Annotated in this window: 22 protein-coding genes; 4 read left to right on the forward strand and 18 right to left on the reverse strand. The window is 53.6% G+C overall.

The features are described 5' to 3' along the window. Positions 1-116: 116 nt before the first annotated feature. A complete protein-coding gene (locus D888_RS0103395) occupies positions 117-581 on the reverse strand; it encodes a ferritin-like domain-containing protein (RefSeq protein WP_020675125.1) in 465 nt (154 codons plus the stop codon). Positions 582-1,246: 665 nt separating this feature from the next. On the opposite strand from D888_RS0103395, the gene D888_RS0103400 reads away from it, so the two are divergent. Beyond that, positions 1,247-3,025 carry a chloride channel protein gene (locus tag D888_RS0103400; protein WP_020675126.1) on the forward strand — a complete coding sequence of 593 codons (1,779 nt, stop codon included), beginning with the start codon at positions 1,247-1,249 and terminating at the stop codon, positions 3,023-3,025. A gap of 160 nt (positions 3,026-3,185) precedes the next feature. On the opposite strand, the gene D888_RS0103405 is transcribed toward D888_RS0103400, so the two are convergent. The 5 genes from D888_RS0103405 to D888_RS0103425 form a co-directional block, all read right to left on the reverse strand. Then, positions 3,186-3,737, reverse strand: coding sequence for a DNA-3-methyladenine glycosylase I (locus tag D888_RS0103405; protein WP_020675127.1), 552 nt, complete (start codon positions 3,735-3,737; stop codon positions 3,186-3,188). Positions 3,738-4,131: 394 nt separating this feature from the next. Next, a complete protein-coding gene (locus tag D888_RS0103410) occupies positions 4,132-6,402 on the reverse strand; it encodes a GspE/PulE family protein (RefSeq protein ID WP_020675128.1) in 2,271 nt (756 codons plus the stop codon). A gap of 278 nt (positions 6,403-6,680) precedes the next feature. After that, positions 6,681-7,169 carry an LEA/WHy family protein gene (locus D888_RS0103415; RefSeq protein WP_020675129.1) on the reverse strand — a complete coding sequence of 163 codons (489 nt, stop codon included), beginning with the start codon at positions 7,167-7,169 and terminating at the stop codon, positions 6,681-6,683. 66 nt (positions 7,170-7,235) lie between these two features. Next, positions 7,236-7,934 carry a polysaccharide deacetylase family protein gene (locus D888_RS0103420; protein WP_020675130.1) on the reverse strand — a complete coding sequence of 233 codons (699 nt, stop codon included), beginning with the start codon at positions 7,932-7,934 and terminating at the stop codon, positions 7,236-7,238. Continuing rightward, complete coding sequence (locus D888_RS0103425) at positions 7,931-8,440, reverse strand: YehS family protein (protein WP_020675131.1); 510 nt, start codon at positions 8,438-8,440, stop codon at positions 7,931-7,933. The genes D888_RS0103420 and D888_RS0103425 overlap by 4 nt, the downstream gene beginning before the upstream one ends. Positions 8,441-8,789: 349 nt before the next feature. On the opposite strand from D888_RS0103425, the gene D888_RS20590 reads away from it, so the two are divergent. After that, positions 8,790-9,572, forward strand: a complete 783-nt coding sequence (locus D888_RS20590) for a L,D-transpeptidase family protein (RefSeq protein WP_169513263.1) — start codon at positions 8,790-8,792, stop codon at positions 9,570-9,572. Positions 9,573-9,617: 45 nt separating this feature from the next. On the opposite strand, the gene D888_RS22865 is transcribed toward D888_RS20590, so the two are convergent. Then, positions 9,618-9,947, reverse strand: a complete 330-nt coding sequence (locus D888_RS22865; protein ID WP_020675133.1) for a hypothetical protein — start codon at positions 9,945-9,947, stop codon at positions 9,618-9,620. A 221-nt stretch (positions 9,948-10,168) separates the two neighbouring features. Between D888_RS22865 and D888_RS0103445 the strand changes: the two genes are divergently transcribed. Continuing rightward, positions 10,169-10,642, forward strand: a complete 474-nt coding sequence (locus D888_RS0103445; RefSeq protein ID WP_020675134.1) for a hypothetical protein — start codon at positions 10,169-10,171, stop codon at positions 10,640-10,642. 136 nt (positions 10,643-10,778) lie between these two features. Here D888_RS0103445 and D888_RS0103450 read toward each other — a convergent pair whose 3' ends face one another. The 3 genes from D888_RS0103450 to D888_RS0103460 form a co-directional block, all read right to left on the reverse strand. Continuing rightward, positions 10,779-11,561: an amidohydrolase family protein gene (locus D888_RS0103450; protein WP_020675135.1), complete on the reverse strand. Its 783-nt coding sequence runs from the start codon at positions 11,559-11,561 to the stop codon at positions 10,779-10,781. Positions 11,562-11,632: 71 nt separating this feature from the next. Beyond that, on the reverse strand, positions 11,633-12,280 hold the full coding sequence (locus tag D888_RS0103455; RefSeq protein WP_020675136.1) for an alanyl-tRNA editing protein: 648 nt from the start codon (positions 12,278-12,280) through the stop codon (positions 11,633-11,635). Between the two features lie 42 nt (positions 12,281-12,322). Then, positions 12,323-13,183 carry a DMT family transporter gene (locus D888_RS0103460; RefSeq protein ID WP_020675137.1) on the reverse strand — a complete coding sequence of 287 codons (861 nt, stop codon included), beginning with the start codon at positions 13,181-13,183 and terminating at the stop codon, positions 12,323-12,325. A gap of 206 nt (positions 13,184-13,389) precedes the next feature. Between D888_RS0103460 and D888_RS0103465 the strand changes: the two genes are divergently transcribed. After that, positions 13,390-13,848 (forward strand): Mur ligase domain-containing protein, encoded by a 459-nt coding sequence (locus D888_RS0103465; RefSeq protein ID WP_020675138.1) that lies wholly within the window; start codon positions 13,390-13,392, stop codon positions 13,846-13,848. A 590-nt stretch (positions 13,849-14,438) separates the two neighbouring features. On the opposite strand, the gene D888_RS0103470 is transcribed toward D888_RS0103465, so the two are convergent. From D888_RS0103470 to lpdA, 8 genes are all read right to left on the reverse strand, one after another. Continuing rightward, positions 14,439-15,200, reverse strand: a complete 762-nt coding sequence (locus D888_RS0103470) for a porin family protein (RefSeq protein WP_020675139.1) — start codon at positions 15,198-15,200, stop codon at positions 14,439-14,441. A 62-nt stretch (positions 15,201-15,262) separates the two neighbouring features. Next, positions 15,263-15,793: a phosphoribosyltransferase family protein gene (locus tag D888_RS0103475; RefSeq protein ID WP_020675140.1), complete on the reverse strand. Its 531-nt coding sequence runs from the start codon at positions 15,791-15,793 to the stop codon at positions 15,263-15,265. Further along, positions 15,790-16,710, reverse strand: a complete 921-nt coding sequence (locus D888_RS0103480) for an ABC transporter permease (protein WP_020675141.1) — start codon at positions 16,708-16,710, stop codon at positions 15,790-15,792. The genes D888_RS0103475 and D888_RS0103480 overlap by 4 nt, the downstream gene beginning before the upstream one ends. Beyond that, positions 16,703-17,776: an ABC transporter permease gene (locus D888_RS0103485; protein ID WP_020675142.1), complete on the reverse strand. Its 1,074-nt coding sequence runs from the start codon at positions 17,774-17,776 to the stop codon at positions 16,703-16,705. Before D888_RS0103485 ends, D888_RS0103480 begins: the two co-directional genes overlap by 8 nt. Next, positions 17,773-19,281: an ABC transporter ATP-binding protein gene (locus D888_RS0103490; RefSeq protein WP_020675143.1), complete on the reverse strand. Its 1,509-nt coding sequence runs from the start codon at positions 19,279-19,281 to the stop codon at positions 17,773-17,775. Before D888_RS0103490 ends, D888_RS0103485 begins: the two co-directional genes overlap by 4 nt. A 133-nt stretch (positions 19,282-19,414) precedes the next feature. Beyond that, the gene (locus D888_RS0103495) at positions 19,415-20,551 is read right to left on the reverse strand and encodes a BMP family ABC transporter substrate-binding protein (protein ID WP_020675144.1); all 1,137 of its coding nucleotides are present in this window, start codon (positions 20,549-20,551) and stop codon (positions 19,415-19,417) included. Between the two features lie 82 nt (positions 20,552-20,633). Then, entirely contained in the window at positions 20,634-21,938 is a 1,305-nt protein-coding gene (locus D888_RS0103500; protein WP_020675145.1) for a M23 family metallopeptidase, read from the reverse strand. A 143-nt stretch (positions 21,939-22,081) separates the two neighbouring features. Then, positions 22,082-23,491, reverse strand: coding sequence for a dihydrolipoyl dehydrogenase (gene lpdA / locus D888_RS0103505; protein ID WP_020675146.1), 1,410 nt, complete (start codon positions 23,489-23,491; stop codon positions 22,082-22,084). Positions 23,492-23,581 lie beyond the last annotated feature (90 nt).

Raw genomic sequence — 23,581 nt, forward strand, 5'->3', positions numbered from 1 at the left:
ATGATGAGAAAGAAGAATGTTCAAATTTAACGGGATATGCAAAATCTGACAAGAAAAAAGGCCGCATCCTTTATTTGAGGTTGCGGCCCAGGAGTCTGCAGGTTAAAAGCGAAAAATCAACCGCCCATCCCGAGCATCGCCCGGTAATCTGCTTCGACCATTTCGAGGTGATGATGGGTCGAGGCAGCATTGGTCAGATAAACCTGTTTGATCTTCGGGTCATCAATGGTCGCCGCGGTCGCCAACAGGCTTTTGGCCAGCAGATCTTCCTGCTCGATCGCCAGCTCCAGAGCCAGCCGCTCATCAAACTCATTAAGCATCGCCTTTTGCAGGGCGAGATACCAGGATGAACCCGTATCTGGCGCATCCGCCATCATAACCTCGAACGCGGGGAAATCATCCCCATTGTAGGCGTTGTAGAAAGAGCGGGCGTGCTGACGTTCCTCACGGGCAAGGATTTCAAAGGTGGCTTTAGCTTTTTCATCAAAAATTTTAGCGGCGCCCATGGTGTAGAAATCCATCGCGTCCTTTTCGGTCTGGATCGCTTTACGCAGAGCGTCTTTTAAGGTTTTGTCGTCCATTCTCGGCTCCTTCTATGATCAAAATCGAACACCGCCAGAGGGCTAGGCGGCGGGGAAATACAGTTAATCAGTCAGCTAAACTGTCTACTGTATACAATTTAACACAGCGAGACCTGGTGATCCAGCCTTCTTTTTGGGCAGGAGGGCATCGCGAACTAGCGCTCTGTGGGGACGCGAAAATCGAGTTGCGTCTCGCTGTATATGCCGCTAATGGCTATCAGATTCAGGTGAATCGTCTATTCGATTCAAGGTTTCGTAGCGTAAACGACTGAAATAATCCTGATGAGAAAAATCGATAATCTTGCAATAACAGTGAAAAGGCGAGAGCTCTTTTATTCCTGGTCGTAATAGGTCCGCACCTGGATATCATCGGTACCCCCGAAAGAAATAATGTTCCGGGGTGGTTTCAATGACCAAACGCAAAAACCTTACCGGATATTTTCGACTTGAAAGCGATCTTTCTGCAACTTATGCAATTTGTTTCGGGCGAAGAAAGTGCCTTTGTAGCAAATCCTGATGACGCGGAAGATGGAGGCCAATCAAGTTCATTCCGGAGATTGCCAACTTAAAAAAATACCCTAAACTTAAACCATGAAAAGCAGCTCTGCCCTGCATTTTCTGGTGTTTCGCCACCGCCAACAACAATTTTGCAGGAGGACATAAAGGTGATCCATATTGCGTTCCACGCGGGCAAGCGCTGGCTGGTTGAGAGGGCGGAACTGCAGTTGACTCTACTTGCGGGGGTGGTCGGAATTGCAGCTGGGGGCGCCGCGGTGGTATTTCGGGGCCTGATCAGTCTCTTCCACAACCTGTTCTTCTCCGGGACATTTTCCTGGTCCTATGATGCCACTCAACATACGGCTGCGAGCCCATGGGGTGCCGGAATAATTCTCATTCCGGTGGCAGGCGCGGTGCTGGTTGTTTTTCTGGTTAAAAATTTCGCGCCAGAGGCCAAAGGGCATGGCGTACCCGAGGTCATGGATGCTGTTTATTACAAAAAGAGTATCATCCGACCCAGCGTGGCCCTGATCAAATCATTAGCTTCGGCACTCTCTATTGGTTCGGGGGGCTCCATCGGTCGGGAAGGCCCAATCATCCAGATTGGGGCTGCGCTCGGCTCGGCTACCGGTCAACTCCTGCGGCTGCCCTACTGGCAGCGCTACACCCTGATCTCTGCGGGAGCCGCAAGCGGCATCGCAGCGACCTTCAATACCCCGATTGGCGGACTACTGTTTGCCATCGAACTGATCTTGCCCGAGATCAGCGCCCGCACCCTCATTCCTGTTTCTATCGCTACAGGCGCCGGAACCTTTTTCGGTAGACTCTTTTTCGGCGACACACCTGCCTTTATAATCCCCTCACTGGTTCTGCCTGTGGCCCACAAAACCAGTCTCGCGGAATTTACCGCCTATGCATTCCTGGGTGTTCTCCTCGGTCTGGTCGCGACTCTCTACATTCGCTCGATTTACCGCTTTGAAGACTTTTTTGACAGCCTGCCGGGCACTTACTATACGCGGCACATGAGCGGCATGCTGTGTGTGGGTCTGATGATGTATCTCTGCCTGCGCTTCAGCGGGCACTACTACATTGAAGGCGTTGGATATGCAACAGTACAAGACATGTTGTCGGCAACCCTACAACAACCCTATTTTTTATTATTCCTGCTCTTCGCTAAATTGCTGGCGACCTCCCTCACCCTTGGTTCTGGCGCTTCGGGAGGCGTTTTTTCACCTTCCCTGTTTATGGGGGCGGCTCTCGGCACCGGGTACGGGCTCCTTCTGAATGACTGGTTTCCTGCCCTGAATCTCAATGTGCAAGGTCTTGCAGTCGTCGGAATGGCAGGACTGGTGGGGGGCGCCACCGGGGCCGTCATGACGGCGGTCGTGATGATTTTCGAAATGACGCGGGATTACAACGTCATCATTCCCCTTATGATCTGCGTTTCCATTGCCTATGGTGTGCGTCGGATTTTGCTCAGCGAAAGCATCTACACGATGAAACTTAGCCGCCGCGGCCATCGTATTCCCCAAGTACTGCAAACCTCCTGGTGCATTTCCGCACGGGCCAGTGATGTCGCAATGTCCCCACTCCTTATCGCTAATCCTCATGAGGACTGGACTGCGCTACGCAAGTGGCAACAGCCAGCCGACGGACAACCATATATCGTCGTACTTGAGGGACAGAAAATTGTGAAGGTGCTTGATCCGCAACCACCAGGTCAGGGAGAACCAAACGAGGAGCGTGAAACCACTTTTATGCTGGCGACGGCTGATGACCTATTGCTGGATCTTCTCGCCGAGCTTGAGGAGACGGGATCTGATGTGGCTGTAGTCGTCAGGCCGGACGGGGAATTGGATAGTCCTGGAAATATTCTCGGGATTTTAGCGTTTAGCACAATCATCAAGGAATTTAACGGGGCAAACAGCTCATTTGATACACTCTAAACCCATCGACAATAGAACTCTGGAAATAGTTGCCTTGTGTTTCGTCGGGAGGGGCAATGTGGGTTGCGGCGAAATCCACTTGGGCCAAGGCATCTGAAGTAGATACCGGCCCGAAGAATATTCTTAAAGATGATAGTAGATATGTCTTTTTAACTGATCTTCAAATGTCATCTGCAGGTGCCTGCGCCCAGGGTGGATCTAAGCGGAGGATCTTGTCATAGACAGGACAACTCTGCTGATGAGCGCCAGGTAGGTAGCCGGTGCTCATCAAAAATTCACCGGTAATTTCGCCGCCAGTGAAGCAAAATGTCCATTTGAAGAGCTTAACCCATTCTGGCTTGGGAAGAGGATGATGGAACTCTAGCCAGGAGCCGAAACTGCCGAACTCATGACGGATCTTAACCAGTCTGCGAGCATTTTCGATGGCGGCATCAATCTTGAGGCGGTTACGGATAATCCCGGCATCGGCCAGCAGTCGCTGCCGTTCTGTTTCTCCGTAGCCGGCGATCCGGTTGATGTCGAAACCCTCAAATGCGCTGCGAAAGTTATCCTTCTTCTTTAGAATCGTCAGCCATGACAGTCCTGCCTGATTAATTTCGAGCACAAGTCGTTCAAACAAGAGATGATCGGCGCCCAGCGGGAAACCATATTCATTCTCATGGTAAGGTCCGTGCCACTGATGGCCCGGTGCCATTTCGCAATAACTGCTCATGAGGTCTCCTTTTTTTCAATTTGGGAGGAGTTAGTTGATTATAAACCATGCTGTTGATGCCCATGGACTTTTTCAATAAATAACTGTCTATCTCCTTTCATAGGGGGATTTGTGATATAGTTGATTCAACCCAAACGCAAAGGAGGAAGACGATATGCCAGTCTCTGAGCCACCGGACCAGATGGGATTAAGAGCGTTAAAAATCAACGATCAATGACCCGGCGGAAGCATGCCGGTTGAGGTTCCCTCTGGGAACACTGCATATTTAGATGCCCAAAAAGAAAGCCTCCGTTGCAATGACGGGGGCTTTCGCGCTTTTGAATTTATTATTGTATTTACTCCATCGCGGAAATTTGGTCAGGAGAGAGTCGTCATTGCTCTGTTTCTTTCCGGCCTACATGCACACGCGTAAAATTTGCTGTAAGTCCGTGTGACCGGAAAGAATCTTGCTGACGCCATCCATCATCAGGGTTCGCATCCCGTTTTCTACGGCAATTTTTTGCAGGTCCTCCATGTTCTTTCCTGCCTTGATCGTGTGACGCACAATTTCAGTCGCAGGGAGCAACTCATGAATAGGAACCCGACCTCTGTAGCCGGCCTGGCCACACAGGTCACAGCCGATTTTTCGGTACATGGTGATTTTTTCACGCCTGTTGGGCATCTTATGCTGTTGGTAAAGGGTTTCTCCGTAGGTATGCTTCAGTTGCTCGAATTCCTCGGGAGATGGTTGATAAGCTTCTCGACAGTTGTGACATAAGCTCCGCGCAAGCCTTTGAGCCAGGATGCCGATAAGTGCATTTGCAAAGTTAAAGGGGTCCATTCCCATCTCAATCAAGCGCACCGCGGTCTCGACAGCACTGTTGGTGTGCAGGGTGCTTAAAACCAAATGCCCGGTCAGAGAGGCATCAATGGCCGTTTTGGCGGTTTCAGTGTCGCGCATCTCGCCAACCATAATGACGTCGGGGTCAGAGCGTAAAAAGGAGCGCAAAGCCTGCTCAAAGGTAAAGCCGATTTTAGGGTGGATCTGAACCTGGCGCAGACCCGGTTGAGTAATTTCGATCGGATCCTCAGCAGTCCAGATTTTTCTGTCCGGGGTATTGATGTGCCCGAGCGCCGAGTGGAGGGTGGTTGTCTTCCCTGATCCGGTTGGTCCGACACAAAGGATGATGCCGTACGGCTTGGAGAGCATCTCAATAAACATTTCACGGTTTTTATCAGTGAACCCCAGTTCGGTAATTTTAAGTGGTTCGGAAGATGACAGGATTCTGAGGACCGCATCTTCCTGTCCGCCGGCAGTCGGAGTCGTTTCCACGCGGAACTCTATCTTGCGGCGATCCGAGCGCATGGCAATTTTCCCGCTTTGAGGTTTTCGCCGCTCGGCAATGTCCAGTTTGGCCATAATTTTAATCCGGGAGATCATTGCCTTTTTATAGGTGGCTGAAACCTGGTGCGCGATATTGCAGGCCCCGTCAATCCGGTATCTGATTTGAAGGGGATGGTTCGCCGGACCTGGTTCAAAATGGATGTCGGAGGCCCCTTTACTGAAGGCATCGAGAAGAATTCGATTGACCAGAGATATGATCTGCGAATCAGTTTCGCTGGCGGCGGAATCGACAAACTCGTCAGTCTCCTCAACAATGCCGACCAGTTCTTCGGAAAGATCGCCAATAATCTCGGCAATGTGCTCTTCATTGCTGCCATAATATTTATCTATCGCCGCGCGTATTTGAGAGGCAGGCGCTGCGACGAAATCGATCGCTTTATTGGTGAAAAAGCGCAGGTTATCACCAATAGTCGGGTCTGTCGGATCAGAGGTCGCGATCGTCAATCGGCCATGTTTCAGCTTCAAAGGCATGATTTTGAACTGCACGGCCAGATTCCGTGTCACAACCGCCAGAGATTCAAGGTCAGGATCAACGTTATTGAGGTCGGTAACCGGGATACGAAACTTTGTTGACAACGCTTTCAGGAGTTGCTCTTCAGTAACCAATCCTTTTTCCAGCAGCAGTTCGCCTACGCGTTTCTTTCTGTCCGATTTTTGGTCTTCAAGGGCTTTTTGGACCTGTTCATTGGTGACCAGTTTGGCTTGAACCAGCAGATCGCCGATCCGAATTTTTTGTTCTTGTGCGGTGGCTGAGGACATTTTCGCCAGTTGTTCGATTTCTCCCTGGTTGAGGGCCGAATTCTCTGCGATTATTTCGCCGACCTTTTTACTGCGCAGTTGATCCTGCTCGTTGAGGACCTCTTCAACCCGACTGCTCTCAAGCCAGCCGTTCTCTTCTAATATGTCTGTCAGAGGCCTTTTTTCAAGTCTTTGGCGGATACCATTCAAGGTAAAGAAAATGCTGCGATATGAAGCCTTCGGATCGACAGGGAAAGCATAAAACCCATTGGTGTATTGCTGATTGTCAGGAACCCTGATGTCAAAGGTTTCCCCGGTGGTGGTTTCTATCTGTTCCGCAAGCTCGTCCTGTTGATTAGGAAGTCGCCAATTTTTCTTGTCGAGAACCATGACGTAGCAGAGTTCATCCAGAGGGATGGAAATTCCTTCCTGGTTGCGGTTTAATTCAACGTGGATTCTGTCGTCTTGCGGACGAAAGGGACTTAGAAGGTTAACTTCTTCCTGGCGGCCCGATAAGAATTTCACAATCAACGGTTGTTTCATGGGGTTCCCGTAATAACTCTGGAAAATATAGTTTTACCTCCGTGGCCGCTGGGTGATCTCAGCTACGCAGCGGCCGCAGTATAGATACGCGATATCTTAACAGATTCGGACGCTCACTTCTTGAGCAAGTCTATCAAAAACTTGCAAGGCGCTCTTCAATTTGACTGATGTGCAAGGAAAAGCGGCAAAATATGTGATGACGGAGGTTCTGCTGCGCGCTTCTTTTCCTGCGGGTGCATATATCTATAGGGCAGGTGGCGTGTTCGTCTTCCAGGCCGCTAATTAGTGGGGGCCTGGCGTGCCGCGGGTTGCTGTAAGGGGATCTCGCCTTTCTCCCGGATGTGCATACTCGGGAGGAGCTGTCCGAGATCGAGTTTAGCTTCAAACTCATAGTGGAGGCGGTCCCGAGGCTCGGACATCAATGTGCTCAACAGACGCAGTCCGTTCAACAGATCTGTTGTCGCCTGCAGCAGAATGTCTCCTTCCCCGTAACCTTGAATAGTCGGGAGGTCATTTGTGACTCCGGTCAACAATTTATGACCCTCAATACTTATCTGATAAACAACCCCTTTCAGGGGGAGGGGGATGAGATTCGGGTTGATCACGTGCAGCCCGATTTCAAAGCGTGGCGCCATGCTTTGAGAGGGCAGCAGGCGGAAGGAAGTCAGACTGACCTGTGGTGATTCAAGGCCTGGTGTCAGTGCTGCGCAACCCGTTGCCAAGAACAGGAGGATCAGATAGATCGCCGAACGAATTGATTGACGCATGGGGGTTCCGCCTTTTACTGTTTGAGGACAGGGATCATTTCATTAAACCGCGACAGACTGGCCGGGTCAATTGAGCAGGGTCGTTACACTCACCAGTTTGAACCCTCGACTGCGCAGGGTGCGAATGATTTCGGGCAGGGCCTTGGCGGTTTGCCAGCCACGTCCGTTGGCGTGCATGACGACGATTGACCCGTTGCGAGCCGCTTTGGTCACAGTTTTAACAAGCTGCGCGGCCGAAAAATTGCGGTCAGGATCGCCACTCACCACGTCCCACTGGATGGTCCGTACCCCGGTGGTGGAGATCGCTTGCAGCACGCGCGCATCAAAGTAACCGAATGGCAGGCGAAACAGCTGAGGTGATGGTCCGAAATGTTGCTGCAGCAAAGATTCGGTCCGTTCAATCTCGGTGCGGATAGCGGCATCGTCCAGTTTGCGCAGGTCAGGATGATCCCATGAGTGGTTGCCCAGAACGAACAGTGGGTTCTTCAGTTCGGCCGCCTCCTGTGAGTGGGTTCTCAACCAATCTCCTCCGACGAAAAAGGTGGCTGGTGTTGCGGTCTGCTGCAGCACCTTGATCACGCCGCGGTCAAATCCCGAGGGGTGTTTCGGGGTCTGGCAGAGATCAAAGGTCAAGGCAATGCGCGGGCGGTTGCGCGGGCCGTGAGTAATCAGCAGCGCAGAAGAATCCGCCTTGACCGGCGCAGAAAAACCCAGCAGGAGGCAGCACAACAAAGGTGCAAATATTTTTAATAACGTGTTTATCATGATGGCACCGGTCTCTTGTTGCTGTCCTGTGGCTCGTTCTCCCCAGAATGACCCCGATATTTAAGCTGCAAGCCCTTCAGGAAGTTGCGTAAAATCTGATCCTGGCATTCACGGTAGTGTTGATGTCCGGGGCGCCTGAAGAAGGCACTTAATTCGTGTTTACTGATGTGAAAGTTGGCCAGATCCATCACAGCTGAGACATCCTCGGCCTTCAGATTTAAGGCGATTTTCAATTTCATAAAAATAATATTGTTAGTTAAACGCGTCTCTGGCTCCGCTTGAGGGCCCTCTTTTTTACCCCGTTTGGCGTTGATCAACCCGTTGAGAAACAACGCCAGATCGCGGTCATGACATTTGTCATAGGCAGGATCTTCTTCCTTTTTAAGCCAGTCACTGACCTGTTCGCGAGTGACTTGACACCCTGCCTGACCAAACAGGGCGATCATCTGTGAATCATCAAAGTCGAAGACATAACGGAGGCGGCGCAAAATATCATTATTGGTCATGGGTTTGTCCTCGGGCACGCGTACTTATAGAAAAATCCGGGAGAAAACACCCCGGTGAGGGTTTCCATCTGAGTTTAGCTCTTTTGTGCCGGAAAATACCTTACTAAAATGTTTCATACTAGGAGACCAGGTGAAGATGCTTTGCAGAGGGTGAATCCCTCTTGCGGCAACTTGGCTGATAGCTTATCGTCCCTGTTGGTCGTTTTTTTCGCGCATTTTTCTGATAGAGATAACCTGAGTACGGTAGTTTTCAAGTGAGGCCATGAAAAAATATTTTTTACTTACTCTGCTGCTTCTTCTCCTGACAGTTCCCCCCGTTCAGGCCTGGTACCCTCGTCTGAAGAAGGAGATGATAGTTACGCGAGAGACGACCGTTGTTGGTCATGATCGTGATTATATTACGGATTCCAGTGATACGCTAATTGAGCTGGCCAGGCGTGCGGGGATCGGGTTTGAAAATTTGGTGAGGGCTAACCCAGGAGTCGATCCCTGGAATCCGCGCGCCGGGACTCGTCTGGTGTTGCCGAGCGCCGTTTTATTGCCGAGCGGGGCGCAAATCGGCATTATTATTAATCTTGCCGAATTGAGACTTTATTTTTTCTGGGATGAGGCTGGGGTAAAAAAAGTCCGGATTTACCCGGTGGGGATCGGCCGGGAAGGATGGGCGTCTCCACTGGGGAATTTTGAGGTGAAGACGATCATCGATAACCCGGAGTGGTCGCCTCCCGCCTCATTGCGGCAGGAAAAGCCTGAGCTGCCGGGGATTGTGCCGCCGGGGCCGGATAACCCATTAGGCAGCTACTGGATCGGGTTGTCTGCAGCGGGGGTGGGCATTCACGGTACAAATCAACCCCTCGGGGTTGGACGTCGCGTCAGTCATGGGTGTATCCGACTCTATCCTGAGGATATCGCTGATTTGGTGGGACGGGTCCGTCCCGGAACCCCGGTCCGAATTGTCGATCAGCCGGTGAAACAGATCGTCCATGCCGGAATTCTTTATCTGGAGGTCCATCTGAGCACTGAAAATCCTGCCGGGTTTGATTTTTATTCGGGTAACTGGAACCGGGAGGTGATTGCTCAGACCCTGAAGCTGGCTCAAGGTCTGCCGGTGAAAATTCTGCCATTAAGGTGATTTGTCTGGTTTTATAAAAAAAGCCCCGTTTCCGGGGCTTTTAAATTACTTTTTGAGAGTCATCTCAAAGGCTTTTTTGGCATCTGCTGCGCTCTGGCTTGCTCTGGCAGCGGCGGCTTCAGCCGAACCTGCAGCTACATCCGCCCGCTTTGCAGCTTCTTCAGCCCGCACTGCAGCCGCTTCCGCCCGCTGAGCTGAAGTTGCCGACATCGTTGCCGAGCTGGCAGCGGCTGTCGCCGACTGACTCGCACTGACGCTGGCATCCTTGGCCTGATTGAGCAGGTCGCGGTCCGCTTGCGAAAGTTGAGCTGCGCAGCCGGTCATCAGAAAGCCGGTTGCTAATACAGCGACCAGAAAGTAGGTTGCTTTTTTCATTGTTAAGTCTCCTTGGTGGTGAGGGTTAAATATTATATACATTGAAGCTTATATGTAACGATTGTCAATTAAAACGGTAGCCGTCAGATGGGAAAAAGGAAATTTTGTTGGTTTACTTTTTCGACTCACGCGCCATCGTCTCGTCTTGTTCTCCTTTTTCGACGATGGCATAGTGCCGTATGTCCTAGAAAATGTTCATTTAATAAGAAAGGTACCTCTGGATGATTCCCTTATCTGTCAGTGAAGCCTGGAACGAACTCCCCGAAAATAAACGGACTGCCGTTTGCCGCCAATGTGCCAAAAAACAACCAACGATTTTCGCGCGCTGGATCGACGCAGCCGGATTGAAAAGTTTTCGCCATGATTCTGTGGTGAACCGTAAAGTCGGAGCAGGTTTGCGCCTCGATGCAGTCCTCTTCAAGGCCGAAGAAGGTCAATTGGCAGCTGATGTGCTGGTGGCTTATTTTACTGAACTCGCGCCGGAAATTAATAATCAGTATCTCGCCTTGATTGAGGAGGCCGGGAATGAAGAGCCTGAAACGAAGCTCGAAATTTATGCGCAACTTGCGCGTCGGCACAAAGATTCTCCCTTCATCAGGCTCTATCTGGTCACTGCCCTCTGGGTTGAAGAGTTCCATGAAGAGGATATTAAACTTGTCGACCAACGTGCAGCCGAGTTGTCCGAGTCCGCCTGAGGCCTGAGATACGGAAGCGGCGCGGTCTCTTTGTCCGTCTTCCTCCGTCGTCTGCAAGCCCGCTCGGGTTTACAGGCGACAGAGTAATAATTGGGGCAACTTAGCCCTGACTCTGTGCCGAGTGTTCTGATACCCGTCAGGCGTTTTGCTTAAGGCTTCGTGGGCGATACAAATTGATGGCATTCTGATAAAAGACCCTGCTCGCAAGCTCTTCACCCAGCGCATCAATTACTCTGAAAAAGTCAGCGTCCGAATAAGGCTCCGGTGCCCTTGTTGAGGGGAGATCCGTCCCGAATATGAGCGCTTGCGGATTCGTCGCTGTAATGGCTCTCAGGACTTCTCCAACTTCGAAATCAACCCGGCCAAAGCCGGTAGCTTTTACATACACTCCCTTTTCAACCAGAGCCAGGAGGGCGGGCAGGCCTGCCGCCGTCAGCCCAAGGTGGTCGATACTGACTGCCGGGAGTTTGACCAGGAACTGGTGCAGATCAGGCAGATCTTTCGCGTCGACATATAGTTCCGTATGCCAGCCCACCGTTTCGTGAACACGCATGGCGAAGCGTTCCAGGTTTTCGACCCGCTCTGAACCACCCCGTTTTAAATTAAACCGAACCGCTCTGACTCCCGCTTCATTCAGGTCCACCAATTCACCGTCCGAAACTGTTGCCGGAAGTTGCGCGACTCCTGCAAACCCGGGCCCGAGTTCCTTGAGCGCCGCCAGCAGGTAGGTCTGGTCAAAAGCCTGAAATGAACCGCATACGATGGCGCCTCCCCCTATGTCATAGTGCCTGGTCCGAGTTTTGTAATCATTGATTGAAAAATTGTCAGGTATGAATCCCTGATTCGAAATCAGCGGGAAGCGTTGGTCGATAATGTGAAAATGGCTGTCAAACAGCTTGAACTGGTGCAAATTTTTCATTTGACCCTTGCCGTGCGTTCTAGGGGAGGTTGGAATTATCCGTTGAGCCAGTACAGGGCGGGACGATCGCGTCAGCTTAACGAGCAGAGATAAATTTCGATCCGCTCTTTGCCCTGGCCGATGTTATTGCGTCTCAGCTTGATCGGGCCCACCTCGGCCGTTCGTTTAATGTGGGTTCCGCCACAGGCCACCCGGGCAAAGCCGTCAATCTCCCAGTAGCGCCGTTCGCGCGGCTCGTCAGCGAAGGCGCTGGTGATCCCCAGATCGGCTGCGATGATGTTGTTGACCTCTGCGGTCAGGGCCGGCAACATGGGTGAAAGGTTTTCTGGCCACGCGAAATCGATGCGCGCTTTTTCCGGCCCGATGTGTGCGCCCAGCTTGTTTACGCCTGTCAGCACCTTATAGCAAAGCTCCAGGACCAGTTCCGCCGCAAAATGCAGGCGCATGAGTTGATATCGCCTGTTCCAGTCGATCTTTATTTCTACCGGTTGACCTGGCACGAGACCGTGATTTTCAGGCAGGGTGTAGACAATCTCCATGTCATCCTTGCGTGTAGAACACACCGGGTAGCCACTGATGGTTCCCTGGTCACTTTCCTGCCCCCCGGCGAAGGCATAGAAGATTGTTGAGTATAGGGTAACCTCCGTACCGTTGACCCGGGAAACCCTGGTGTCATGGGTCGTCAGGTAGGGATTCTCCCAGAACATCTTCTTTGTCATTGCAACTCTCTATAGATAGGCATCGGCCATTTTTTGATAGTATTAATTGGATATTTGAGCGTCATTGTTATGCCTCTCCCGAATTACGAGGGTAATGCCTCCGAGAATCGCGATAGAGGTCAATGCCAGGCGCAAGGTTATGGGCTCGGAGAGGAGGGCACTGCCTCCCAGGGCAGCAATGACCGGAACGCTGAGTTGTACCGTCGAGGCACTCGTCGCTTTCATCTCGGGTACGACAGTGTACCAGATGGCGTAGCCCAGTCCGGATGCCAGGGCACCCGATAAGATCGCGTACCAAACCCCGGCGCTGTCCAGGGAGCTGGCATGAAATGTCAATCCGCTCCATGCCACCGCAAGAGGAACCGTCCGCAAAAAATTCCCCGCGGTTACTCGCGTCGGATCCCCCGTTCCTTTACCGCGTATGGAATAGATGCCCCACGCCATGCCGGCACCCAACATCAGGCCGGAAGCCGCCAGTGGTGGTGCGGTAATCCCGGGCAGCAGGAGACCGACAATCCCGACGATGGCAAGGACGAGTCCAGCGATTTGCAGTTTAATAAGACGCTCTCCCATGAACAATCCATAGCCAATCATCGTTGCCTGTACTGCGCCAAAGAGCAGCAAGGCGCCGGTTGCCGTGGGGAGGCTCATATAAGCAAAAGAGAATCCGGCAGCGTAGGCAAACAGCGCACATGACGACATCCAGTTACCGCGACCACTCTGGGCGCTATGTTTTACGCGCGTCACCAGCCACAGGATTATCGCGCCGGAGATGAGCCGGCTTGTCGTAAAACTCGCGGCGTCGATGCTCGTGTGTTTCAGAGCGGTCCGGCAGAGTAGTGAATTCCCCGCAAACGCAATCATGGCAAGCGCTGTCAGGGCAATAAGGCGTTTTTGTGACATGTCTCTCCTTGCCGGAAGCATCCGGCTAAATCAGGTTCAATCATAACCAGTAACGTCAATGGAGAAAAGGAAGATTCCCTTTCCCTCGTGAAAACTTCTCTCCGGGCATCGCTGATTTTGCTATCCATTCAAGCTGTTTAGGTGTAATCAGCGTAAAGTGAACACTCTGTCTGCCGGGTCACCGTGACCCGCCCCTGCAGGATCTTATGGATAGCGCACAAGAAACCCCGTCTCCTCGATCAATTGCCGCGCTGATCGGCGCCTTGCAGCCCCTGAAGGTCATTGGATCTTCCTGCCTGACGGTGCAGGGCATTCAGCATGATTCCCGGGTGGTACAGCCGGGCGAGGTCTTTGTCGCCATCTCGGGTTTGCACACCGATGGCGCCAGACATATCGATCAGGCGCTTGCCCGGGGGGCCGTCGCGGTCATCAGCGATCAGCCGCTCAGCCTGAGTGTCCCCTGTCTTCAAGTGGACCAGCCGCGCCTGGCCCTGGTTCAGGCGGCCGCCTGGTTCAACAACTACCCGAGCCGGAAATTGAAACTGGCCGGGGTAACCGGGACCAATGGCAAGACCACGACCTGCTACCTGATTAAAGCCATTCTCGACCGGGCCAGGGCGATAGCGGCGGTGCTGTGGATGGCACCCCCGGTGATGTCGTCCTGATCGCTGGCAAGGGGCATGAAAAGGTGCAGATCTTCAAAGACCGGAGCGTGCCCTATTCTGATGAAAGTGCCGATCGAGAGATTCTCCGTCCCTTGAAGAATCGGCGAGTCGCTGGTTGAATTGGAGGTGCGGAGTGGGGAGCATGTTGATCAAAAATGATTTAAGTTTTTGGAAAAAGGAAGATTCATATTGAAATACAAAATTCCACCATTAATTTAGAAGTAGTTAAATTAACACTCTATTTTCCCTCAATATTACTATCTAGTAACTGAGGAAGGTACCCTACATCAGTCGTAACGCAAATACAGCGCTGGCTCCGTTTGTTTAACCCCTCCACCAAGTGGTGCACTTGCGGCTAGAATCTGTCGATTTTAATTGGGTGGAAGCAGATTCTGTATTTTTAAAAAGGGCAAGATTGCTTACGTGATCCGGCCCTTTGTTTTGGTATGTCATCGCCCCCTCCCGCTGGTAAGTTCAGCGAATTTAATCAATTAAAAAGCGATTCGTTAATTGGAAAGCAGTATACCAATTGACGAATCGCTTCAGGGTCGTTCTGGTCGGTTGATAATTCCAGTGGTAACTACTTTGTCTTAAAAGCGGATCAGCGCCCCGATAAAGGGACCGCTGAAATCGACGTCGACGAACAGATCTGTCTGATCAATTTTAAGGGCAAAAGTCCGGTAGCCTGCATAAATACCGACCAGAGGCAGTGGTGAAAATTCAACCTGGGCCTCGGCGTCGAGGAAATTATTTTTGTCGTATTCCATATACCCGGCACGGGCAACGATCGCCAGATAGTCGGACAAGCCGACACGGGCCCGCGCTCCGATCGTTGGAATCGCAACGGTTGCACTGTCATGCTCATTGAATATCGTGGTTTCATCGACAAAATCGATTTTGGCGTCCACAACCTTGACCGCGACTTCAGGCCCTAATTGAAAGCGCACCGGGGTGTCATCGAAATTAATCAGGTTGTAGGTGTACCCGATGTCGTAGAGATCCAGCTTGATCTTCGACCGCACGGTATCTGCGGCTGAAAACGTTTGGCCATTGTAGCTACCGCTGACAGACATTTGGCCGGTGCCGGAAAACTCTATGGGTAGATAACCAAGGGAGAGGCGCGAGTTTCCGAGCTGAAATGCAACTTCTGCGGTTACACCCTTGCTGTCGCCGAGGTTGTTGTCCTTTTCAATATCAATCCGGGTCCCGACATTGTTTTTATTACCGGCAATAGTCCCGCTTGGTGTCAGGCTTTGATATCCGAGTTTCAATGAAACCATTTCATCGGCGAATGATGGTATGGCGATAAAAACCAGCAGCATACAGAGTAAAATTGAACGGATCTGGGTCATGGTCTGTCTCCTTAGTTAAAGTTTTAGTCTTACATTCTAACATCGATTTGAAAATCTGCGTGTTAGTTGGTTCGCAGATCAGCCAGCGTCAGAATGGATTCAATGTCGCGTCTTGCGGATTTGTTGATGATGACGGCGGTGCCGATGAGTATGGCATTGGCCTGGGTAAGAATGTCTTCGATGGCCAGGAGGGTGGCGCCCTTGGCGAAGAAGTCGTCGATAAACAAAATTCGTTCACCAGCGCTTAAGACGTCTTTTGATACGTGGAGGCGGGTGGTTTCTTGTTTGGTGAAGCTGAAACTGTCGGCAAAGTAGCAGTCAACCATGGTCAGGGGCTGCTTTTTTTTGGCGAAGACGTAGGGGACGCCGAGCATACCGGCGACCGGCTGGGCGAGGATGATGCCGCTGGTTTCGGCGGTAATGACCTTGTCGATCTTTTGACCGATAAAGCGGGTCGCGATATCCGCGGCGAGCAGGTCGATCAGTTGTGGGTCGACCATGTGGTTCAAAAACTGATCGACCTTGATGATTTCACCCGTGACCTGGCCGTCGCGCCTGATCCGTTGAAGCAGTGTCTGTGCGGCAGGATTCATTTGCGGTCCTCGCGATCATAGGGCAGGCCGAGGTTGCCGGGCTGCTGGCTGGCGCCTTTTTGCAGGCGGCGGGTTGAAATGACCAGCACGACGATGGTGAACACATAGGGAAGCATCTGCAGAATATGGGCGCTGACGGTGGTGCCCATCGCCTGAAAGCGCAGCTGCATGGCAGTGATACCGCCGAACAGGTAGGCGCCGAACAGGGCGCGGACACTCGACCAGCTGGCAAAAATAACCAGTGCGACGGCGATCCAGCCACGGCCGGCCGACATATTTTCGATCCACATCGGGGTGTAGGCCAAGCTAAGATAGGCACCGCCGATGCCGACCACGCCGCTGCCGACGGCGACCGCCAGAAAACGGTAGAGGTTGACCGGAATTCCGCAGGCGTCGGCCGCTGCCGGGTTTTCACCGATAGTGCGCAGTTCCAGGCCCCAGCGGCTGTGGTAGAAAAAGAACCAGATCAGAAGCACCAAGAAAAAGCTGAGATAGATCAGCCAGTCCTGATTAAAAAAGGCCTTGCCGACCAGCGGCAGCTGCGAAAACAGCGGTACGGCATGGCGTTCAAAGCCGTCGATGGTCTGGCCGACGACGCCGCGGCCGAAGAGGGCGGTGACTCCGACGCCGAACATGGTCAGGGCGAGGCCGCTGACAATCTGGTTGCCGCGCAGCTGGACGCAGATCAGGGCGTGGATGCTGCCGGCGGCGAAGGAGGCGCAAAAGGCGGCGATCACCCCTAACAGCAGGCTACCGCTGGCGAGAGTCGCGGCGAAGCCGCTTAAAGCGCCGATTAGCATCAATCCTTCGATTCCCAGGTTAATGATCCCGGCGCGTTCGTTGATGATGGCACCTAAGGTGGCAAACAGAATTGGGGTGCCGGCACGTACCGTGGCATCAAGCAGGATCTCAAGCATGGGTCTCCTCCTTGACGCGGCGCAGGCGGAAATTGATAAAAAAGTCACTGGCCAGCAGGAAGAACAGGATCAGTCCCTGAAAGGCATAGGCAAAGGCTACGGGCAGTTGCCATGAGAGTTGCAGGCTGTCGCCCCCGACCAGCAGTACCCCGAGGAGAAATGAGACGATGACGACCCCGAGTGCAGAACGTCGCGCCAGCCAGGCGATGATGATGGCCGTGTAGCCGTATCCGGGGGAGAGGCCATGTTGCAGCCGGTGTTGGAGGCCGGCGACTTCGCTGAATCCGGCAATGCCGGCGATGGCGCCGCTAAGGGTCAAAACCAGAAAAATAGCCAGCCCGGTGTTCATTCCGGCGTAACGCGCCGCGGCCGGGTTGCTGCCGATCGCTTTAACCTGGAAGCCCCAGATCGTGCGTTCCATCAGCAGGTAGATCGCCAGGGCACAGAAGAGGGCGAGGAAAAATCCGCTGTGCAGACGGGTGCCGAAGTATTCGCTGAAGCGTGCGGCTTCGCCGAACTGTGCGGTGAGGGGGAAGTTGAAGCCGTCGGGATTTTTCCAGGGCCCGAAGATCAGGTAATCGGCGAGCAGAATAGCGATGTAGTTCATCAGCAGGGTGACAATGACTTCATTGACCTGCCAGCGGGCGCGTAAGAGTCCGGCGACCGAGGCCCAGAGCCCTCCAGCGATAACGGCGGCGACAAACATCGCCGGGAGCATCCATGATGAATCCAGTCCCGAAAAGAGCGCAACCCATGTAGCGCCGCAGGCGCCCATGTAGAGTTGACCCTCGGCGCCGATATTCCAGATCTGCATGCGGAAGGCCACCGAGACCGCCAGACCGGTGATGATCAGGGGCGTGGTCTTGACCAGGGTCTCAGAGAGGCCATAGACCGAACCCAGAGCTTCGTGCAGGATCTCAATATAGGCCGCCGCCGGGTCGACCCCGGCAAAGAGGAGGAGAAACCCGGCGACAAACAGGGCGACCAGGATCGAAGTGATGATCGCCATACTCCGGAAGAGGGCAGTCCCCTGTTCACGTTTTTCGATGCGCAGGTGCAGACTCATGCTGGCACCTCGCCGCTCATCATCAGGCCGATCTGTTCGCGGCTGGCGTTGGCCGGGTCGACATAGCCGATCAGGCGCCCGCGGAAGATCACCGCCAGGCGATCACAGATTTTATAGAGTTCGTCGAGATCTTCCGAAATCAGAATGGTGCTCATGCCGTTACTCGCTCCATCGGCGATCACCTTGTGGACGTATTCCGCTGAGCCGATATCGAGCCCGCGGGTCGGGTAGAGGGCGACCAGCACCGCTGGTTGTTCGGAGAGTTCACGTGCGATGATAACCTTTTGAATGTTGCCTCCAGAGAGCAGCCGTACCGGGCTGCCCAGTGGGCCGGCCTTGATCGCAAACTGGTCGATCTTCTCTGCGGCGTTCTGACGGATGGCGCTGCGGCTCTGAAACACCCCGTGACGAAAGCGTCGGGCACGAAAATTTTTAAGGATCAGGTTTTCGTCAAGGCTCAGGTCAGGCACGATTCCGATTGCCTTGCGGTCTTCGGGGATGTGGGCGATGCCGGCAATATAGCTGCTGCGCGCACAGCTGCGGGTGATATCCTGGCCCGCGGCGAGAATCCGGCCGCTGTCGACCCGGGTCAGACCGGTCAGCGCTTCGGCGAGGGCCTTCTGGCCGTTGCCGGCGATCCCGGCGATGCCGAGAATCTCCCCTTTTTTGAGCAGCAGGTCGAAGTTGTCGAGATCGGCCAGGCCACGGTCATTGCGCACCGAAAGTTTGTCGATCTCCAGCACAATCTCGTCGCTGAAGGGGAGTGATTTTTGCCATTCGGGGATGCTGTCGCTGCCGATCATCAGCGCGGCCAGTTTGTTTTGATCAAAATTGCCTTTTTCAAGGGTGGTCACACTGCGCCCTTTTTTAAGGATGGTCACGCGATCGGAAATCTCCATCACCTCACGCATCTTGTGTGAAATGAAGATGACGCTCTTCCCCTGCGTTTTAAGGTGCTGCAGGACGCTGAACAGCTTGTCCGCTTCCTGGGGAGTGAGGACGGCGGTCGGTTCATCCAGAATCAGCAAACGACAATCGCGCATCAGGAGTTTGATCAGTTCGATCCACTGCTGGGCGCCGATCGAAAGTTTCCACACCGGGGTGTCCAGATTGAGATCCAGACCAAATTCTTCGATGGTCTGTTGGATTTTGATGCGTAACTGACGGCGCGGGAAGAGGAACGGTACCCCTTGCAGGGCGACCAGAATGTTTTCGAGTACGCTGTGAGCCGGAACCAGCATGAAGTGCTGGTGGACCATGCCGATGCCGAGGGCCAGTGAGTCGCGGGGTGAGGTAAAGCGGATCGGTCGGCCATTGAACTCCAGGCTGCCGCGGTCAGGCGCATAAAACCCGGTCAGCACGTTCATCAGGGTGCTCTTCCCGGCGCCATTCTCCCCTAAGAGGGTATGGATTTCCCCGGCCTTGATCTCACAGGAGACGTCATCGAGCGCGACGACCCCGGGGAAGGTCTTACGGATCTGTTTAAGCTGCAAGAGTACAGGCATGGTGTCCAGTTGTCGAAAAGAGGTGCGTGTGCAGTCAGGCTGAACTGGAAAAATGTGCCAGTGCTGCAGGTATGGATGAAAAAAAGGCACGCTCTCATTCGCGTAGAGCGTGCCTTAGGATTTGGCATTTCCCTTATTTAGGGATTGTGCCCTGAACCCCCTCGACAAACCAGTTCATGCCGAGGAGCGCGCCATCGTCCATGTGGACTCCGGCGGCAATGACTTCTTTGCCGGTCTGATCCTTGAGCGGCCCGCTAAAGGGGATGAGGGTTCCGGCAATGATCGCTTTCTGCTTTTCGGCGACCAGCGCCTTGACATCAGCCGGGACCTTGTCGCTCAGTGGCGCGAGCCGGACCAGATCTTCTTTCATCCCCCACCAGATCTTTTCGCTCTTCCAGGTGCCGTTATGGACTTCTGCGGCGGTCTTGGTGTAGACGGCGGCCCAGTTCCAGACGGGTGCGGTTAAAAAAGCATTGGGGGCAAATTTACGATTATCGCTGTTGTAACCGATGACGTAAGCGCCTCGGGCTTCGGCTGCCTGCAGGGTGGCGGGTGCGTCCTGATGCATGGCCAGCACATCGGCACCAACATCCAGCAGGCTGTCGGCTGCGTCGCGCTCGACGCCTGGATCAAACCAGGTCTGGGTCCAGACCACTTTAACCGTTGCCTTGGGGTTAACGCTGCGGACCCCAAGGGTAAACGCGTTGATACCGCGGATCACTTCCGGGATCGGGAAGGCGGCCACGTAACCGATGGTGTTGGTCCTGGTCATTTTGCCGGCAATCAGACCGGACAGATAGCGTGGTTCGTACATCCGACCGAAGTAGGTGCCGACGTTTTCCGCCGTCTTGTAGCCCGAGCAGTGCATAAAAACGACATCTTTATTCTTGGCAGCCACATCCAGGGTTGCATCCATAAAGCCGAAGCTGGTGGTGAAGATCAGGTTATGACCCTTTTTTACCAGGCCGTTGATGACCCGCGTCGCTTCGGCGCCTTCGGGCACCGACTCAAGAAAAGTGGAAGGTTCAACATATGGTGCTTTTTCCATGGCGATCCGGCCCTGATCGTGGGCCCATGTCCAGCCTGCGTCACCGACCGGGCCAACATAGATAAAGCCGGCTTTGACCAGTTTTCCGCTTGCAGGTGTTGTTGCGGGTGTTGTTGCGGGTGTTGCCGCCGGTGTTGCCGCCGGTTCAGTCGGCTTCTGATCGTTAGTACAGCCGGCCATCAAGAGGGTCAGGATCGCTAACAGGGTGAGAAGTTTTTTCATCAGGATAACCTTTCCTTTAACTTTATTTAAATAGTACGCAAATGAGAACTTTTAGAGCAGAAACCAGCAACTGTCAAGCGGTTCAGGGCTGGACAAGTTTGCTGGTAATGTTGTTTTTAACCCAGCTGGCATCCCACCATTCGAGCGGCTGTACCGCGATCCCGGAGATAAATACGCCGAAGTGCAGATGATCTCCCCCGGCCATACCGGTGGATCCGGAGCGCCCGATGGGTTGGTCGCTGTGGACCTGATCACCCACGGTCACATCCAGCTGACTCATGTGGGCGTAGAGTGTTTGCAGGCCGAGTCCATGATCGATGACCACGCACTGGCCGTAGATGCCGAGATAGTCCGCAAAGACAACCGTGCCGGAGTTGGCGGCAATGACTTTGGCGTGGGCCACCGAGGCGAGGTCAAAGCCCAGGTGGGTGGCGTGGTCAATCTTTTTTCCATGGTAGATATAATCACGTGCATCGGCAAAAGACGCCAGCGTCGAGGCCCCTGGTTGGCGGGTGAATGCGCCTTTCCAGAGGGCAACTGGTGAGGTGTTGTGTGAGAGCTCAACCAGCTTTTGGCGATTGTCGGCGCGCACATCGCGGTTGACCTTGAGAAATATCTCGAGAGGATCGCTTAAACCCGGGGCCAGGGATTCAAATTCAGGCGCTTTCTGTTGCAGAAAGCTGTCCGGCAGGTTGATCTGACGGTGGCGGAATTTCTCCTCAATCGTATGGTAGTAAATGCCAGCCTGTCGTTCGTTCCCCGCCAGGTCACGAGCCACGACCCGCGGTACAAAATCAGCCTCTTTTAAATTCCAGGGCCAGCAGCCGAGGACGATGTAATTTCCTGAAGCTTGCTTGAATCCGGGGAAAAAATGGTCACCAATCATCAGACCGGAGGTTTTAACCTCTTCATTCAGTCGATAGATGACAAGCCCTGATCCTCCGTGTCGGAAATTATGCGTACGGCTCAGAACCGAAATGATTGGTGCGCGGCTATCGTAGGTCAGGTTGAAACTGACCTTCTCACTGTTTCCTTTTCCGAGATGATAGATCGAACGGTCACCGCTGGTGACTTCAATGGTGACGGGACCTTCACCCAGTTTTTTATCGCCCAGCAGAAGATCGATCTGAGCGTTCAGGGTCTGAGGCGGAAATTCCTGGCTGAGGAGGAGCAGATGCTTATCGCCCTGAACCGCTTCGACCTTCAGACTCTTCAGACCGGTACCTTCATCGCTGAGGTTGAGTTTCAGAGGCGTCGTGTTGGAAACCGGTCCAGTGCCAGGAGTCAACTGGACCAAGGGGGCCGCGGTGTCTCGAAAATAGGTGAAGGCGGCGGCAAACAAGCCGATGACAATCAGGATCAGGAGCAGTTTCTTGAGTGATTTCAAAGCAACCTCGATTGGGGGAGAGACGTATGATGCTGTTATTTCTAAAATAAATCAGGCCGGAGATCAGGTAAGTCTCCGGCCCGGAATGAATCTGGATTCTCGCGGTTCGGGCAACTTTTGTCAAGGGCCCTGTTGCGCTTGAATCAGGCGTGAATCGCCTCTTTGGTCACGGCAAGTGCCGCCTCGCGCAAGGCTTCAGCCAGAGTCGGATGGGCGTGGCAGGTGACCGCCATATCGTGCACGCTGCCGCCGAAATTAATCACGGTGGTCGCTTCGGCGATCAGCTCGGAGGCGTGAGGGCCGATAATATGAATGCCGTGGATGCGCCCGGTTTCGGGATCAGCCAGAACCTTGATGAACCCTTCGCTATCCTCCATCGCCAGGGCCCGGCCACTGGCGGCAAAATAGAACTTGCCGGCAGCAAAAGAAATGCCGTCAGCGGTTAGGCCCGCTTCGCTACGCCCGACGCTGGCGACTTCGGGGTGGGTGTAGGTGACCGCCGGTATAGCGTTGTAATTGAGGCTGGCGTGTTGTCCGGCCATGCGCTCGACACAGACCACACCTTCATCGCTGGCCTTGTGCGCCAGCATCGGACCAGGGATCAGATCGCCGATGGCAAAGATGCCAGGGGCGCTGGTCTGATAGTTCTCATCGACCTCAAGAAACCCCTGCTTGTTGGGCTCAAGCCCTACTGCTTCGAGCCCCAGAGCTGCGGTCTGTGGTCTGCGCCCGGTTGCGACCAGAATCAGGTCGCAGTCGACAGTCTCGTCCCCCTTGGCACTGCTCAGTTTGACCTTATAGCCTTGGCCGGCCTTATCCGCGGATTCGACTTTGGTTTCAAGGCGAATCTCAAGACCTTGCTTTGTCAAGCTGCGCTGCAGCAGTTTGGCCATTTGCGGATCGGTGCCCGGCACCAGTTGCGGGAGCATCTCGACGATGGTCACTGCCGCGCCGAGGCGGCTCCAGACTGAACCCATTTCGAGCCCGATCACGCCCCCACCAACCACCAGCATCTTTTTTGGTACTTTTGGAAGTGTCAGGGCTTCGCGCGCCGAGATGATCGTTTTACCATTGAAAGGGAGGTGCGGCAGCTGAATCGCCTCACTGCCTGTGGCCAATAGCAGACGTTTGGCTTGCAGGCTCAGGGTTGCATCGCCACTGATCTCGACCTGCTGCAGGTCATCCTTTGGCGCCAGAATTTTAGCCTGACCCGTAAAACTGTCGATCTTGTGCTTCTTGAACAGACCGGCTATGCCGCCGGTCAGCTTGGTAACGATCTGATCTTTGCGTGCCATGAGCTTTTGCAGGTCGAAACTGACATTGCTGCAACTGATCCCGTGGGCATCAAGATCGTGGTTCATTTTGTAGAGCTGTTCACTTGATTCAAGCAAGGCCTTGCTCGGGATACAGCCTTCATTCAGGCAGACGCCACCCAGAGTCGTGCGCTTTTCAATCACGGCGACCTTGAATCCGAGCTGTGCGCCGCGGATCGCCGCGACATAACCGCCGGGACCCGCTCCAATTATCAGCAGATCATAAATTTTATCACTCATTCATCTCTCCTTAGGCGAGATAGGGTGAGGAGTAAAGCGTGGGGGGTGAGGAGTAAAATCTCTAAGATCTTTTGATTTTGGCCTCACACC

It is taken from the genome of Geopsychrobacter electrodiphilus DSM 16401, from assembly GCF_000384395.1.
In the GTDB taxonomy this organism is placed as follows: domain Bacteria; phylum Desulfobacterota; class Desulfuromonadia; order Desulfuromonadales; family Geopsychrobacteraceae; genus Geopsychrobacter; species Geopsychrobacter electrodiphilus.